Source organism: Aerococcus sp. Group 1 (assembly GCF_000193205.1).
Lineage (GTDB): Bacteria > Bacillota > Bacilli > Lactobacillales > Aerococcaceae > Aerococcus > Aerococcus urinae_A.
This window is the reverse complement of record NC_015278.1, coordinates 625226-642531: the sequence shown is the minus strand read 5'-3', so window position 1 is coordinate 642531 and position 17306 is coordinate 625226. Positions and strand designations below refer to the sequence as shown.

Below are 17306 nucleotides of genomic sequence, written 5' to 3'. Positions count from 1 at the left end.
ATGTTAGCCAACCTCATGGGGAGACAAAATATAATTAAGAGGGGTTAGTGATTGCTAGAAGGTCTTCATTAGCTAAAGTCGCTCCACTTTCTCTCACAGCGGTAACGGATTGATAATCTCCAGTATTGGTAATAATTTCCATCACTGTAGGGTCATAGCCTGCTGACTTAATGCCTTCAATATCAAAAGTTCCTAGGAGGTCGCCGCGTTTAACCGCTTGACCTTGGCTGACTTGGGAAGTGAAATATTGGCCCTGTAAGTTGACGGTATCAATACCAATATGAATCAAGACTTCCACTCCATTATCCCCAGTTAAACCGTAAGCATGCTTGGTGTCATAGGCCACAGTTAGGGTTCCATCGAGGGGTGAATAGATCTTGCCATCACTTGGAAGAATGGCAATCCCCTTGCCCATCATTTCTTGAGAAAAGACAGGGTCATCCACTTCTTTTAAGGCTTTGACTTGGCCACTAGCAACTGCAGGTAAGACTATGTCAGCTTCAAGTCCTGAGCGATTCGCCTGGCTAGGCTTACTTTCTGGGACTTCTTCAACTTGGAGGGCTGCTGCTTCTGATTTTTCGGCTTCTTTATTGGAGTGCTTTCCATAGAAGAAGGTTAATAAGAAAGCAGAGATAAAACTAATAGCAACTCCGACTAAGAAAGGAATCCAAGAATTCGAATCAATAGAAATAATGCCAAGGAAACCGGCTGAGCCTAAGGAAACCGCTAAGACATGGAAGAAACCTAAACAAGCTGAGGCAATTCCTGAAGCAATCATGGCACAGTAGAAAGGATAACGTAATTTGAGGTTAATCCCAAAAATCGCTGGTTCAGTAATTCCGAGTAAGGCGGACACTGAAGCTGAAGAAGCGACCCCTTTTTGTTTTTCATTACGGGTAATCACCATCACCGCTAAACAGGCAGCCCCTTGAGCAATGTTCGCCATAGATGCCACTGGGAAGATAAAGGAGCCTCCTGTTGTGGCTTGGTTAGCAATTAAGGTCGTTTCCACGGCGGGGAAACTTTGATGGAGCCCTGTAATCACGATTGGTGAATAGAAGAGTCCTAATATTCCCATACCTAAGGCGCCAGTTGCTTCATACAACCAGGTCAAGCCATAGGTTAAAGCATCGGAAACATTCCGCATCACTGGTCCCACAATAGCAAAGGTTAGAAAACCAGTGATAATGATGGCTAGCATTGGGGTAAAAGTAAAATCAAAGGCGGGATGGATATGGTCGTGGAAGAAGTTTTCTAATTGCGCCAAAATCCAAGCGACTGCTAAGACAGGCAGGACTTGCCCTTGGTAACCGGCCTGAGCAATTTTAAAACCAAAAATGTCCCAATAAGGCATTTCTCCAGCCGCGGTTACTGTGGCAACCTCATAACCACTCACTAAGGACGGCATCACCATGGCCATACCAATGGCTGCTCCTAAGTAAGGATTGCCGCCAAAACGCTTGGTCGCTGAGAAACCGAGAAGAACCGGTAAGAAAGTAAAGGGTGCTCCCGCAATAACCCCTAGCATGCCAGAAAGGTCAGCAATAACAGCTGATCGTTCGACCAGTGCCACACCTCCAAAGGGTGAAGTTAAAAGGTTATTTAAGGCGAGAAGTAAGCCCCCTGCGACTAAGGCCGGCAAGATTGGCACAAAGATATCCGATAAGAGTTTGGTCAACTGCATGAAGGGATTACTTTTTTCTTGGGATTGAGCCACGGCTTTAATGTCTTCGGTTGAAGCTTCTTGGACGCCAGTGATGGCAGTGAGTTCCTTATAAACCTTATCTACATCGCCAGTTCCAATGATGATTTGGTACTGACCGTTCACTTCAAAGGTCCCTTTGACCCCTTCGTTATTATCAATAGCCGCTTGGTCGACGGCCTGACTATCTTTTAAAACTAAGCGTAAGCGGGTTGCACAGTGAGCAGCAGCAAGGAGGTTATCCTTACCAAGTGCGTCAGCAATATCTTTGGCAACTTGTTTGTGATTCATGATTGGTCTCCTTTCAGTTGAAAACGCTTTTACACTTAATATCTTAGCAGTATTTTTATTTATGTCAATCGTTTGACAGAATAAATTTTAAAAAATATTTTATGTGCAGTTTAACTGTGCTTATCCTTATGAAAGCGTTTGACATACCCATCACTTTTTCTTATACTTACTGTAAATTAAGCATTTGATTTTTGACCAATGATAAAGAAAGGAAGCCTATCCATGACACAAGATCCCAAATGGACCCGGCGATTGCGCTACCAAGCCTATGAAGACTGGCCAAATGACTATCTGGTTCAGCTAAAAGAAAAAGTTACCCACAGCCCCTGGCGTCAACACTACCACATCCAGCCAGAAACCGGTTTACTCAATGATCCCAATGGCTTCTCCTATTATAATGGTCGTTGGCAGCTTTTCTACCAATACTATCCCATGGGACCAGTCCACGGGCTCAAGTCCTGGTACCACCTCTCCTCCAAAGACCTGGTCCACTGGCAATGCCATGGCATTGCCCTAGCACCCGATTCTCCTTACGATAGTCACGGAGTCTATTCAGGATCTGCCCTCCCCGTGGATGACCAGCTCTTTCTCTTCTACACCGGTAATGCTCGCGATAGGGACTGGCAACGCCATCCCTACCAGGTCGGCGCCTGGATGGATAAGGACTATCAATTCACTAAAATCGATCCACCCCTCATTAGAGCAGTTGAAGAGGGCTATACCGATCATTTTCGTGACCCGCAGATCTTCCCCTACCGAGACGGCTATCTGATGATACTGGGCGCCCAAACCGAAGCGCTTAAAGGCCAAATCCTAGTCTACCAAAGCGACAATCTTAAGGAATGGAACTTTCTTGGTCCCTTAAAATTAACTAGCGGAGAAAGTGCCTATATGATGGAATGTCCCAATTATGTGAAAGTGGATGGGAAAGACCTGCTGATCTTTTGCCCGCAAGGTTTGGACCAGGATGAACTCAAATATCAAAACATCTATCCCAATACTTATTTAGTCTCCGAGGCCATTGATTGGGAGAACTTGACACTGAATGAGCCTAGTCCTTTAAAGAATCTTGACAATGGCTTCGATGTTTATGCCACTCAGGCCTTTAACGCGCCTGACGGTCGGGCTTTAGCCGTGTCTTGGTTGGGTTTACCAGACCTGGCTTATCCCGACGCGGAATGGGGCTGGACCTCCGTCATGAGTCTGGTCAAGGAACTCCATTTTAACCAGGGTCATCTCCACCAACGACCAGTCAAAGAAATGGAGAGCCTGCGCCAACCCCCTATCGCCATCAAGGAGACACTAGAATCAGGGCAAGCGTGGACCTATGATCCCGAAGACAATGCTTACGAAATAAATTGTTCATTGGCCGCTGACTCCAAGCTTGACTTTTTAGTCATGAGTGATGATCAAGAAGCTGCCGCCCTTCACATTGACGTGGACGTTCCAGCAGGCAGACTCAAGGTGACACGGACCAACCAGGGCGAACTCGTCAATCCTGAATACGGCCAAGTCCGGAAAAGTCACTTTAAGGGCGGAGAAGACCTCCAGCTACAAATCTTTATCGATGCCTCTTCCTTTGAAATTTTTGTCCAAGACGGCTATAAAGTCCTTAGCGGAAGAATTTTCCCCAAAAAAGGACAAAGTCAGCTTATAATAAAGGGAAGTGGTCGTTTAGAGGGCAGGATCTACCCCCTAGAAAATATTAACAAGTAAAGGAGTGCTGGTCATGGCGATTACCCTAGCCGATGTGGCTAAAAAAGCCGGGGTGTCAGCAACAACTGTTTCCCGGGTGATTAATAATTATGGCTATCTCAGTGAGAAGACCATTAATAAAGTCCGCCAAGCCATGGAGGAATTAAATTATCAGCCCAATGCCTTAGCGCGGTCATTACAAGGTAAAGGGACGCAATTAATTGGTCTGATCTTTCCTAGTGTGGCCCACCCCTTCTATGGAGAATTAGTAGAAGCCTTGGAAAGCTGTTTTTTTGAAGAGGGGTATTACACCATCCTCTGTAATTCAGCGAATAATAAGGAAAAAGAGCGCCATTATTTGCGTATGTTGGCTGCTAACCAAGTGGACGGTATTGTGGCTGGGGCTCATAATATGGGAATAGAAGAATATCATCACTATCAAAAACAAGTCGTCTCCTTTGACCGCTATCTTTCCGAAGAAATTCCCATTGTTGGTAGCGATAACTTCCAAGGGGGACAAATTGCGACAGAAATGCTAGCCCTCCGCGGAGCCAAAAGGATCGGAATCTTTACCGGTAGTCAAAAATCTGCCTCACCGACCAACCAGCGTTTGGAAGGTTACCTCTCCGTCATCGAAGCCCAAAAGCTGAATGCCTATGTTTACCAACTCCAGGAGCAGCGGTCGCCTAAAATAGCCGTTCAACATATTCAGAGTATCCTGAAAAAGGACCAGCTGGACGGCATTTTCTGTACTGATGACCTGACTGCCCTACTGACCCTCGATGCGGCCAAAGACTTAGGACTCCAGGTCCCCCACGACTTAAAAATTATTGGCTATGATGGTAGCCGTTTTATCCAAAACTACCATCCCGAACTTTCTACCATTGTTCAACCCATCCAAGATTACGCCAATCTGATCGCTGACCTATTAATTAAGAAAATTAAACAACCAGATAGCGACCTTAACCGCAATTACCAGCTCCCTGTGTCCTTCCTACAAGGCAAAACGTGCTAGCAAATAAAAAATGAGCTTTACCCCGGTCTTGGGAAAGCTCATTTTTAGTTTATCTAAAAAGGGAGGTAGTCTTTGAGTTTGGCAACCACCTTTTCTAGGTGCCCCTGGTAGGAAACCTGGCCAATCTTAAAGCCGATAAAATAAGGGCTAGCAATGAAGCGCGGGAAAACCTTACAATAATAGCGTCCGCCTAAGGGATAGAAAAAGAGATTGTAAGACCCACTCCGTGAACTAAAGTCATCCGTCAAAATATAGGTCACAATGCTTTGGACCGCATCCGCAAAGTCATCCAGCTGGTTGAGATCAGCGATCGAAACATTGAATTCTGTCATCCCCATAATCGGTTGGGTGGACAGAGTAACGGTGACCTCCCCCTTCTTGCCAACTTCTAACCCCTTAAAGGCATCCAGACTAATTTCTTCATAACCATCCTTATCCTTCAGTCCCACAATCTGTGAGTGAGGGTGGCGCAAAGATCCGCCGGAAAGTGGACCATAATTTTTAAATAAGAGGACACTCTCAAATTGATCGTCTCCTAACATGTCTAGCCAACAATCAAAGGTGAAACGAAAAATTTTGCGATTTTCTTCCTTACTATAGGTAGGGGTATCGGCCCAATGTTCCTGGGACTCAATTACCAGGGTTTGTACCGTATCATCCAGAGTGCGGTATTTATTCATAAGCCAAATCTTATCATCTTCTTCACGGAAGATATTGGTTAGTGCCTCGCGATCACAGAAGGGACAATAAGCCCCCTCGTTGCGATAATTTTCCGGCTTTTGCGCCGCAATTTCCTTATGAAAAATCAATGGCTTTCCCATAATGACAACCGCCTCCTTTATAATATCCATTGTCATTATCGCATATTTTTGAGGGATTTCCTAAGAAAAGCTTAAGTCTTGGTGGAAAATTACTCTAGAAAGCCAATCATTCTCTTACTTACTATACTTTTATCAAAATAAAATTAAGCTATTGTTAAAGCTAAAGAGCGGGTGTAGACTTATTTCTAAATAACTAAAAAATCATGGATACGGAGGTTCACTATGGAAACAATCGACCAATTAGTTGCTATCGAAGAAATTAAACAATGTAAGGCACGGTATTGGCGGGCAATTGATAGTAAGGATTTCGACCTACTTCGGACAGTATTTGCTGACGATGTCACTTTTGATACGTCACTGGTTGCCCATGACCCCATCAAGGGCCAACATCCACTCATCCCCCAAAAAACCACCCCTTCGACCTCATGTGAAGAAATTATTCGAAATGCTAAACGCTTGATGGGTGAGCACGTACAAAGCGCCCACATGGGACACATTCCTGAAGTTGAAATCACTTCAGACAATACGGCTCACGCCTACTTTCCCTTTGAAGACCGGGTAGTTAACCTAGGGGTATCGGCCTTTATTGGTTATGGCTACTATGATGATTATTTCGAAAAAATCGATGGACAATGGAAGGTTAAAAACAGTAAAGTCTACCGTTACCGAGTTGTCTTTGATGATTTATTGGATTAAAAAATGTGACAAGCGCGTCAAAGATCAGAAGCAATGAAAAAGCGTAAGAATTTTGACCCAAGCTCATTCTAAATTTTATCTATAGCTATGCAAAAAAGCAGAACAAGAACTGATTATTTTCAGTCTTGTTCTGCTTCTTTTTTGTCTAATGCCCTCTAAATCAAGTGAGTAACATTCGAGTTAGCGATTAATCTTCCTTATTGTTTTTGACTAATAAGGCACCACTACTTAGTAGTAATGAAGCAATAATCACTGTCATCGCTGATGTCACTTCTGTACCTGTGGCCGGTAAGCTCGCTTGTTTGTTTTGAACTTCTTGTTCTTTATTTGTAACCGATTCATTGTCCTTAGTCTTGAATGAATTGTCTGGATCACTTGCTTGATTTGGAACTTCTGGTCTTGGTTCAGCAGGTACATTTGGTACTTCTGGCATTGGGTCGCCTGGTACGTTTGGTACTTCCGGCGTTGGATTACCTGGTACGTTCGGTACTTCCGGCGTAGGATTACCTGGTACGATTGGTACTTCCGGTGTTGGATTACCTGGTATGTTCGGTACTTCTGGCGTTGGGTCGCCTGGTACGTTTGGTCCTTCCGGTGTTGGCTCACCCGGTACATTTGGTACTTCTGGTGTTGGGTCACCTGGCACGTTCGGTACTTCTGGCGTTGGATTACCTGGTTGACCTGGAACTTCTGGTGTTGGGTTACCTGGTACGATTGGTTCGCCTGGTGTTGGATTACCTGGTTGACCTGGAACTTCTGGTGTTGGGTTACCTGGTACGATTGGTTCGCCTGGTGTTGGGTCACCTGGTTCGTTCGGTTTGCCTGGATTTGGATTATCGGGCTGTCCGGGTTCCTCAGGTTTTTCCGGAACATTTGGTGTTGGATCGTCTGGTTTTGGTGTTCTAGGACTTTCTGGGCATGGTTTGCAGCATGGAATTTCAATTTCCTCAGTTGTATGGTCTGAGAAGATGATGATCAACTTCCCTTGACGGTTGTAGATCTTCTGTACGCTGCGGCCATCCTTACCGTCCTTGCCGTCTTTACCATCGCGGACGAAGTGACGGCTGGATTCCTTACCTTCGCCATCTTTGACGATGACCCAAAGGCCGGATTCACCCTTCTCATTCTTACCTGGAACGGTTTCGAGAGTCGATGAGGCCCCATCTTTACCATCGCGGACAAATTCACGAGAGACTTCATTGCCGTCACCATCGAAGACAATGATCCATTGGCCAGATTCACCGCGGCTGTTCTTGCCTTCTTCCACCTTAACAGATGGGGTCTTGCCATCGCGAACGAACTCACGGCTCAATTCATGGCCCTTGTCGTCAGTAATAATGACCCAAACACCTGAATTACCTTGGCTATCTTTGCCTTTTTCGGTGCGGATGCGTTGGGACTGGCCATTCTTACCGTCACGGCCGTCTTTACCGTCTTTACCATTCCGAATAGTTAGGCTAGAGCTGGTACCATCTGGGTTCTTAATAGTGATGGTATGGCTGCCGTCACCATTATCTTTGGTAGTCACTTCAGGTGATTTACCATCTTTTCCGTCTTTGACTGTGGATGTAGTTGTCGTGCCATCTGGGTTCTTAATGGTAATGGTGTGGGTACCGTCATTATTTTTTTGAATTGAAACTTGAGGAGACTTACCGTCCTTACCATCTTTACCGTCACGACCATCCTTACCATCTTTGACACTACCTTCCGCTACGGCTGCTTGGCTGGTATCTGGCTTACCGGTCTTAGGATCTACAGGATAGAACTTAATCGTGGTGGTGCCATCTTGACCTTTTTCTACCACTGGAGCAAAGGTCTTGCCGTCAATACCGTCTTTACCGTTTAGACCATCTTTACCATCTTTGACAGTAGTTGTGGTGGTTGTCCCGTCTGGATTCTTAATGGTAATGGTGTGGGTGCCGTCTCCATTGTCTTTGGTGGTGACTTCTGGGGACTTGCCGTCTTTACCATTTTTGACCGTAGTTGTCGAAGAAGTGCCATCGGGATTCTTAACCGTGATGGTATGGCTACCATCGCCATTATCCTTTAAAGTAACTTCTGGCGACTTGCCGTCTCTACCATCTTTGACAGCACCTTCTGCGACTGCCGCTTGACTGGTATCTGGCTTGCCGGTCTTAGGATCTACAGGATAGAACTTAATCGTAGTTGTGCCATCTTGACCTTTTTCTACCACTGGGGCAAAGGTTTTACCGTCGATGCCATCTTTACCGTTTTGGCCATCCTTACCATCTTTGATGGTAGTTGTTGTGGTGGTCCCATCTGGGTTCTTAATCGTGATAGTGTGAGTACCGTCACCATTATCTTTAGTGGTCACTTCAGATGATTTGCCATCTTTACCGTCTTTGACAGTAGTCGTCGCGGTGGTCCCATCTGGATTCTTGATAGTAATGGTGTGGCTACCATCGTCATTATCTTTCAAGCTAGCTTCTGGGGACTTGCCGTCTTTGCCATCTTTGACAGCACCTTCCGCTACGGCTGGTTGACTGATATCTGGCTTACCGGTCTTAGGATCTACTGGGTAGAACTTAATCGTAGTTGTGCCATCTGCGCCCTTTTCAACGACTGGAGCAAAGGTCTTGCCGTCAATACCGTCGCGGCCATCTTGGCCTTTTTCACCATTTTTACCGTCTTTGACAGTAGTTGTCGTCGTAGTGCCATCTGGATTCTTGATGGTAATGGTGTGGGTGCCGTCCCCGTTATCTTTTGTGCTTACTTCAGGCGACTGACCATCTTGGCCATCCTTAACAAAGCTTTCGTGAACGGTAGCACCTGTTTCTGGGTCTTTGACAGTAATCTTGGTTCCAGCTTGGTTTCCTGGGGTATTTGGATCAACATCGTCAACCCGGCTAGTTTCAACGACCGGTGACTTACCATCCTTACCATCTTTGACAGAGCCTTCCGCTATAGCTGCTTGCTTAGTATCTGGCTTACCAGTCTTAGGATCTACTGGATAGAATTTAATCGTGGTGACGCCATCTTGGCCTTTTTCTACCACTGGGGCAAAGGTCTTACCGTCGAGTCCGTTCTCGCCATCTTTTCCGTCTTGGCCATCTTTTACGAAGGTTTCGCTGATGACTTTGCCGGTTTCTGGGTCTTTAACGATAATCTTGGTACCGGCTTGGTTTCCTGGGGTATTTGGATCAGCATCTTCAACCCGATTGGTTTCCACGACTGGCGCCTTGCCATCTTTACCATCTTTGATAGTTGTAGTTGTCGTGGTGCCATTCGGATTCTTGATGGTAATGGTGTGGGTCCCGTCACCGTTATCTTTGGTGGTCACTTCTGGGGACTTACCGTCCTTACCATCACGGACAAATTGAGCTGAAACGATTTCATCGTCGGTAAATTTACCGTCCCCATTCTTGTCGAAGTAGTTAATAATCCAACGACCAGGTTCGCCGGCTGCATTTGGTCCTTCAACCACGGTGGTGTAGGCTGACTTACCATTTACACCGTCTTTTACCGCACCTTCTGCAACAGCTGGTTGGCTTGTATCTGGCTTACCGGTTTCTTTGTTGAGTGGGTAGAACTTGATGGTCGTTGTGCCATCTGCACCCTTCTCAACAACTGGAGCATAGGTCTTGCCATCTGCACCATTTTTAACCGTTCCTTCAGCGACAGCTGGTTGCTTGGTATCCGCTTCACCCGTCTTAGGATCGACTGGGTAGAACTTGATGTTTGTTTCACCATCTTGGCCCTTTGTCACAACAGGAGCAAAGGTCTTACCGTTCTTCCCGTCCTTAACTTCGGTTTCAGTCGGGGTGCCATCAACAACATTGCCCTCTGCGTCGCGAACTTGTGGAGTAACCTTGATAATCACACCATCGTTGACGTCGTTGCGGCGGGTTTCAATCTTAGGACTCAGGCCATCTTTACCGTTCTTGCCGTCCTTAACCTTGCCTTCTGCAACAGCTGGCTGGTTTGTATCTGGCTTGCCAGTTTCTTTATTCACTGGATAGAACTTGATGGTTGTTTCACCATCTTGGCCTTTTTCAACGACTGGAGCAAAAGTCTTACCGTCTTGGCCGTCCTTAACTGTTCCTTCAGCTACAGCAGGTTGGCTTTGATCAGCCTTGCCTGTTTCTGGATTGACAGGGTAGAACTTGATGGAAGTAGTGCCGTCTGCGCCCTTTTCAACAACAGGAGCATAGGTCTTCCCATCTTTGCCGTCCTTCCCATCTTTACCGTCGCGGATAAATTGGGTTGACACGATTTCATCGTCGGTAAATTTACCGTCGCCATTCTTGTCGAAGTAGTTAATGATCCAACGACCTGGTTCACCGGCTGCATTTGGTCCTTCAACCACTGTGGTGTATGAAGACTTGCCGTTTTGACCATCTTTGACAGAGCCTTCTGCGACTGCTGGTTGGCTGGTATCTGCCTTACCAGTCTTCGGATCGACTGGGTAGAACTTGATCGTGGTGGTACCATCTGTAGCTTTTTCAACAACTGGGGCAAAGGTCTTGCCGTCAATACCATTTTGACCGTCTTTGACGAAGCTTTCGCTGATAACCTTGCCTGTTTCTGGGTCTTTAACAACCACTTTAGTCCCTGCTTGGTTACCATCAGTTGTTGGGTCAGCGTCTTCCACGCGAGTGGTTTCAACGACTGGGGTCTTGCCATCTTTACCGTCTTTGACAGAACCTTCGGCAATGGCTGGTTGGGTCGTATCTGCCTTGCCTGTTTCAGGGTTCACTGGATAGAACTTAATCGTGGTGGTACCGTCTGCACCCTTTTCAACAACTGGGGCATAAGTCTTACCATCTTGACCCTTCTCACCTGGGTCACCCTTGTCACCTTTGGCACCGTCTTTGACTTGCCCAGTAGCGACTGGGTCTTGTTTGGTATCTGGCTTGCCGGTCTTAGGATCGACTGGATAGAACTTGATCGTTGTAATACCGTCTTGACCTTTTTCTACCACAGGAGCAAAGGTCTTGCCATCGTCGCCCTTGTCACCTTTTTCACCCTTGGCGCCATCTTGGCCCTTTTCGCCGTCTTTAACGAAGCTTTCGCTGATGACTTTACCAGTTTCTGGGTCTGTAACCGTTACTTTGGTACCTGGTTGGTTGCCTTGAGTCGATGGGTCAGCGTCTTCTACGCGTTCTGTTTTAACATCTGGGGTCTTGCCATCTTTGACTTCGCCACTTGCGACTGGCGCTTGGTTCTTGTCAGGGTCACCTGTCTTAGGATCTACCGGGTAGAACTTGATGGATGTTACGCCATCTTGGCCCTTTTCTACCACTGGGGCAAAGGTCTTGCCATTTTCACCATTCTTACCGTCTTGACCCTTCTCACCAGGGTCACCCTTGTCGCCTTTAGCACCGTCTTTAACTTGACCAGTAGCAACTGGGTCCTTGGTCTTATCAGGCTTACCAGTCTTAGGATCTACCGGGTAAAACTTGATCGTTGTAACACCGTCTTGGCCTTTTTCTACCACTGGGGCATAAGTCTTACCGTTTTGGCCATCTTTGACTTCTGTTTCGGTTGGGGTGCCGTCAACGACTTGACCATCACTATTGCGGACTTGTGGAGTCACCTTGATGATGACACCATCATTGGTAGCGTTACGACGGGTTTCAACTTTAGGTGTCAGACCGTCCTTACCGTCTTGTCCGTCCTTAACTGTCCCTTCAGCGACTGGTTTCTTCGTGGTATCAGCCTTACCGGTTTCTGGATTGACTGGATAGAACTTGATGGTTGTAACACCATCAGCACCCTTTTCAACTACTGGAGCAAAGGAAGTTCCATCTTTACCAGGATCACCCTTGTCACCTTTAGCACCATCTTGACCTTTTTCACCGTCTTTAACAAAGCTTTCACTCAAGACTTTATTATTTTCAGGATCCTTAATCGTGACTTTGGTCCCTGGTTGATCGCCATCGGTGTTAGGATCAACGTCTTTGAGACGACTGGTTTCAACGATTGGGGTCTTCCCGTCTTTCACTTCACCAGTTGCCACGGGATCTTTTGTCTTATCGGCTTGACCATCTGCGCCTGCAGGGTAGAACTTGATCGTAGTGGTGCCATCTGCTCCCTTTTCAACAACCGGAACGAAAGTCTTACCGTTTACACCATCTTGACCTTTTTCGCCACGTTCACCAGGATCACCCTTGTCTCCCTTAGCACCGTCTTTCACATCACCGGTTGCTACGGGATCTTGGCTTTCATCAGCCTTACCGGTCTTAGGATCAACGGGATAGAACTTGATGGATGTTACGCCATCTTGGCCTTTCTTAACTACTGGAGCGTAGGTCTTACCGTTAGCACCATCCTTGACTTCGCTAGTTACAGGGGTTCCGGTAACTACTTCACCTTGTTCATTGTAGGAACGTGGGGTTAGGGTAATGATCACGCCATCGTTAGCAGGGTTGCGTTTAACATCAACTAATGGGGTTAACCCATCGCGACCGTTCTTACCATCTAGGCCTTTTTCGCCTGGGTCGCCCTTGTCACCTTTTTCACCGTCTTTAACAAAGCTTTCGCTCAATACGGCACCGGTGGTTGGGTCTTTGATGGTGACCTTGGTTCCTGGCTGCTTACCGTCAACACTTGCATCAGCGTCTTCAACCCGGCTGGTTTCAACTAGAGGGGCCTTGCCATCTTTACCGTCTTTGACCTGGCCAGTGGCGATTGGTTTTTGGCTTTGGTCTGCTTGACCTTCTTTGTTGGCTGGATAGAACTTAATGTGGGTTACCCCATCTGCGCCCTTTTCAACTACAGGAACATAGGTCTTGCCGTCAATACCATTCTTACCATCTAAGCCTTTTTCGCCTTGGGCACCAGTTGCACCAGTGTCACCTTTTTCACCGCGTTGACCTTGAAGACCTTGGTCACCCTTCTCACCATCTTTGACGATGCCTTCAGCAATTGGTTTTTGACTCTTGTCTGCTGTGCCGTCTGTATTGGCTGGGTAGAACTTAATAGTGGTTTGTTTATTAGCGTCATCGCGTTCGACTACGGGAACATAGGACTTACCATCTTTACCCTTTTCACCTTGGGCACCGGCTGCTCCCGTTTCGCCTTTTTCACCGTCTTTGACGATGCCTTCAGCGACAGGTTTTTGTTCTTTGTCGGCGGTACCATCTGGCTTGGCTGGGTAGAACTTAATGGTGGTTTGTTTGTTAGCGTCATCGCGTTCAACAACGGGAACGTAGGACTTGCCATCTGCACCGTCCTTACCCTTCTCACCTTGGGCACCGGTAGCACCAGTATCACCTTTTTCACCCTTTTCGCCGTCTTTAACTTGACCGGTAGCAATAGGTTGTTGGTCTTTGTCAGGTGTGCCATCTTTTTTGGCTGGGTAGAACTTGATGTGGGTAATCCCATCATTTCCCTTTTCAACGACTGGGACATAGGTCTTGCCGTCGGTACCAGGAGCGCCGTCTTTGACTTCGCTAGTGGTTGGGGTTCCGTTTTCAACTTGCCCTTGGGCATTGTAGTGGCGTGGGGTTACTGTAATCAAGACACCATCATTGGCATCGTTGCGGCGGACGTCGACTAATGGTGTTAGGCCGTCACGACCGTCCTTACCTGGGGCTCCTGGAGCGCCTTGTTCACCTTTAGGACCTTGTGGGCCTTGGACACCGGTTTCACCTTTATCACCTTTTGGTCCTTGAGCGCCGGTTTCACCTTTATCACCTTTTGGTCCTTGAGCGCCGGTTTCACCCTTATCGCCTTTTGGCCCTTGAGCGCCGGTTTCACCTTTATCACCTTTTGGTCCTTGAGCGCCGGTTTCACCCTTATCGCCTTTTGGCCCTTGAGCGCCGGTTTCACCTTTATCGCCTTTTGGCCCTTGAGCACCGGTTTCACCCTTGTCACCTTTTGGCCCTTGAGCGCCGGTTTCACCTCTCAGACCTTGTTCGCCTTGAGGACCACGTTCACCTTTTTCGCCTTTTTCACCGTCTTTTACGGTACCTTGAGCGACTGGCTTTTGGTTAGTATCAGCAGAACCGTCTGGCTTAGCTGGGTAGAACTTAATAGTGGTTTCTTTCTTAGCTTCATCGCGACTTACAACCGGAACGAAGGATTTACCATCGTCACCTTTTTCGCCTTGGGCACCAGTAGCACCGGTTTCACCCTTGTCGCCTTTTTGACCGTCTTTGCCGTCTTTAACGACACCTTGGGCTACTGGGTTCTTCGTTGTATCGGCAGTGCCGTCAGATTTAGCTGGGTAGAATTTAATGGTGGTTTGTTTGTTAGCGTCATCGCGGTCAACAACTGGAACGTAGGACTTACCAGCATCGCCTTTTTCACCTTTGGCACCAGCAACACCCTGTTCACCTTTATCTCCCCGTAGACCTTGAGGACCTTGGGGGCCAGCTGCGCCGGTGTCTCCTTTTGGACCTTGGGGACCGCGCTCACCTGTTGCTCCCTGTTCGCCTCGTGGGCCTTGGGGACCTTGAGGACCAGCTGCGCCGGTGTCTCCTTTTGGACCTTGGGGGCCGCGTTCACCTGTTGCTCCCTGTTCGCCTTGGGGACCTTGAGCACCTGTTTTACCAGGATCTCCTTTTTCACCTTTAGCTCCTGCGTCTCCTTTTGGTCCTTGAGGGCCGACTGCTCCAGGGTCACCTTTGGCGCCGTCATAAACGAAAGTCTCATTCAAGGTTCTTCCAGTTACCGGATCGATTACGGTAACCTTTGTTCCTGGACGACCGTCTTTTTCACCACGTTCGGTTGTAATCTTAGGAGTACGTCCATCACGAGGAACAATGGTCTTACCTGGGCGACTAGTACGATCGCCATCGTGTACAACAGCTGAAATCGTATCGCCTTCATTTAGTGGCGTTATATTAGAAATTTGGAACTCCCCATCAGGATTGGTACTAGTCTTGTAAGTCTTATTTCCAACTGTAACAGTGATTAGTTTGTTTGGTTCAGCTGTACCACTAATTGTCGTATCACCAGATAAACGAGGATTCACTACTGGAGGTTCGACTGGTAATTTTTGACCTTCAGGAAGGCCTACCCCGAGAAGGATTTCAGCATCTACTGCTGGTTTTTCGATCTCATCACGTTCACCAATTTCCCCTAAGTCAACGCCCTTGTAGGTACGAACTGTTTTAATATGCTTGGCAACCCCTTCTTCTCCGCGCTTAACTTCTTTAGCTGCACCGATAGGGAGTTCGGTCGTTGTCTTATACTTGGTTTGGAATTTGATTGGTGACTTGGTAACTTTTTCGCGGGTACCAAAGTTAGCTTCAGGGTTTAAGTCACCTTGTTGAATAGCACTATTAACAAAATAATTATCTCTTGATAATGGATCTTTCTTACCGCCATTTTGATCTGTGAAAGCTGTATTAAACATTCCAATTGTCGCTTTATAATCTAACTTACCATTCCAATCTTTAACAGGAACAGAAAATTTATATATAAGCGGATGGCTTTTCATTGCATCTACATTAGGCAAAGGAATAGACGATGAAAGTGAAAAACCTTCGTAGCCTAGCTGACCGTTTTTACGTAATTGAACAGCTTTAGGTTTTTCATAGAATTTATTTCCTGGAATCTCTGCTGTAGCTGGGATGATACTGCTATCTGAAACATTAAAACCAGAACCTAATGTGATACCTAAACGTCCATCATGTGTTGCTGAACGGAGAGTATTTAAGCCGTTAGGCCCTACATTATAAATCAATTCAAAATCAACTTTATTAGCTCCCTTATTTGGAGTAGCTTTAAAGGTGTATTTAGCTGGCTGTCCAGCTGTACCATAAACAAGTCCGTCTCCCTTGTGGGTAAGCGGAGTATTAGCATCACCTAAAGCAACAGGAGCACCACCAACGCGTACTTCACTTGGTAATTCTGGCGCTGCATAGAAAGCAAAGCCTGGGCGGCGTTTGTCGTTGGCGTATTGAAGGCCTGCCTTGCTGATTTCATCCATCAACTGATGACCGTTACTTACATTAGCTAGATTGACATAGTTAAGGATACCGTCAACGTCTTCTTCCGCATAGATGTCCTTAAGATTTTCTTTAAGAACTGCTTTAGGGTTTGATGCCGCCAAGACTTTCTTGGCTAAGCGATCAAGTTGGGCTTCGCGGGCTGCTTCAGCACTGGCACCTGGAATTTCCGCACCTGCTTCTGCTACATAGGCAGCTGTTTTTGGTACATCAACTGCTTTTTCAACAGCAGCTTCTACGGAATTATTGGCTTGAACTTTTTCAGCCTTTTTTCTTCAGCTGGAGCTAGATCAGGAAAAGTTACAGCTTTGTCTTCAGCCACTGGCACTATTTCAGCTGGAGCTGCATCAGAAGAAGTTATAGTTTTTTCTTCAATCTGTGGAGCTACTTCAGCTACTGGATCTGTTTCTGCAGCAATTTTGTCATTAACAGAATGCACTGGTTCAGGAGCTTGAGCCTTATCTAACTTGTCATTATCTGCAACAGGCTCCGGAACTGGCACGCTGTCAGTAGTCAGGAGCTTGGAAGCATCAACTGGACGTGAAGTCTCTTCAGCATGGATTTCATCAACAGCAGCGCGTACTACCGAAGCGTCCCCCATGAAGAGCAGACCCACTGCCACTGCTACTGAGGCTACCCCGATATTTAAACGTTTAATGCTGTAGCGATAATAGCGATTGCTATTTTTCTCTCGCAATAACTTAAAATTATTTTTCCCTACCATATTTTCAACTACTTTCTATAGTTCTTGTCACCGTCAACGCATGTTTCTTGACATGTGCATTCAATAAATTATGCTCCTTCAGTAAAGCAAAAAAATTTTTAAAAACTAGTTTTTTAAAATAACTTTAAGAAAATCGATCACTTTGTTTACTTTTCTTGATTTTTCTTGAAAGTGCTTTAATCCCTTTTTAATTAAGGGTTTTTCAGCTTATCATTTTTACATTATTTATTAAATTAAAAGATCTAATGTACAATATAATGTATTTTTTAATCAGGAACCCTCGGTCAAATGTCCCTCTCAGCCGTAAAACTTGTCTTATTTATTATAAAATATCGGTAAACCGGCTAATTCTTGGACATTATTATACAAGTTTGTACTTATTAAAATACTATCTCTTGTATCTGAACTATCCCTTATAGATCAAAGTACAAAAAATCCCTCA

The 17306-nt window shown here is 46.2% G+C and carries 7 protein-coding genes; 3 read left to right on the top strand and 4 right to left on the bottom strand.

Annotation, left to right across the window (positions count from 1 at the left end; genetic code table 11):
* Positions 1–34: 34 nt before the first annotated feature.
* A complete protein-coding gene (locus tag HMPREF9243_RS03035; RefSeq protein WP_013669439.1) occupies positions 35–1993 on the bottom strand; it encodes a sucrose-specific PTS transporter subunit IIBC in 1959 nt (652 codons plus the stop codon).
* Positions 1994–2215: 222 nt separating this feature from the next.
* Between HMPREF9243_RS03035 and HMPREF9243_RS03030 the strand changes: the two genes are divergently transcribed.
* Entirely contained in the window at positions 2216–3709 is a 1494-nt protein-coding gene (locus tag HMPREF9243_RS03030) for a sucrose-6-phosphate hydrolase (RefSeq protein ID WP_013670030.1), read from the top strand.
* Between the two features lie 13 nt (positions 3710–3722).
* The gene (locus HMPREF9243_RS03025; RefSeq protein WP_013669048.1) at positions 3723–4703 is read left to right on the top strand and encodes a LacI family DNA-binding transcriptional regulator; all 981 of its coding nucleotides are present in this window, start codon (positions 3723–3725) and stop codon (positions 4701–4703) included.
* A gap of 53 nt (positions 4704–4756) precedes the next feature.
* On the opposite strand, the gene HMPREF9243_RS03020 is transcribed toward HMPREF9243_RS03025, so the two are convergent.
* Entirely contained in the window at positions 4757–5524 is a 768-nt protein-coding gene (locus HMPREF9243_RS03020) for a DUF4931 domain-containing protein (protein WP_013669674.1), read from the bottom strand.
* 222 nt (positions 5525–5746) lie between these two features.
* On the opposite strand from HMPREF9243_RS03020, the gene HMPREF9243_RS03015 reads away from it, so the two are divergent.
* Positions 5747–6220: a nuclear transport factor 2 family protein gene (locus HMPREF9243_RS03015; RefSeq protein ID WP_013669811.1), complete on the top strand. Its 474-nt coding sequence runs from the start codon at positions 5747–5749 to the stop codon at positions 6218–6220.
* 187 nt (positions 6221–6407) lie between these two features.
* On the opposite strand, the gene HMPREF9243_RS10830 is transcribed toward HMPREF9243_RS03015, so the two are convergent.
* Positions 6408–16244, bottom strand: a complete 9837-nt coding sequence (locus HMPREF9243_RS10830) for an LPXTG cell wall anchor domain-containing protein (RefSeq protein WP_013670013.1) — start codon at positions 16242–16244, stop codon at positions 6408–6410.
* Positions 16245–16375: 131 nt separating this feature from the next.
* Positions 16376–16864 carry a YSIRK-type signal peptide-containing protein gene (locus HMPREF9243_RS03005; protein WP_041705910.1) on the bottom strand — a complete coding sequence of 163 codons (489 nt, stop codon included), beginning with the start codon at positions 16862–16864 and terminating at the stop codon, positions 16376–16378.
* Between the last annotated feature and the right edge of the window lie 442 nt (positions 16865–17306).

Coding starts and splice junctions, on each gene's coding strand:
- HMPREF9243_RS03035 (WP_013669439.1), bottom strand. CDS start 1,993: ATGAATCACAAACAAGTTGCCAAAGATATTGCTGACGCACTTGGTAAG.
- HMPREF9243_RS03030 (WP_013670030.1), top strand. CDS start 2,216: ATGACACAAGATCCCAAATGGACCCGGCGATTGCGCTACCAAGCCTAT.
- HMPREF9243_RS03025 (WP_013669048.1), top strand. CDS start 3,723: ATGGCGATTACCCTAGCCGATGTGGCTAAAAAAGCCGGGGTGTCAGCA.
- HMPREF9243_RS03020 (WP_013669674.1), bottom strand. CDS start 5,524: ATGGGAAAGCCATTGATTTTTCATAAGGAAATTGCGGCGCAAAAGCCG.
- HMPREF9243_RS03015 (WP_013669811.1), top strand. CDS start 5,747: ATGGAAACAATCGACCAATTAGTTGCTATCGAAGAAATTAAACAATGT.
- HMPREF9243_RS03005 (WP_041705910.1), bottom strand. CDS start 16,864: ATGGTAGGGAAAAATAATTTTAAGTTATTGCGAGAGAAAAATAGCAAT.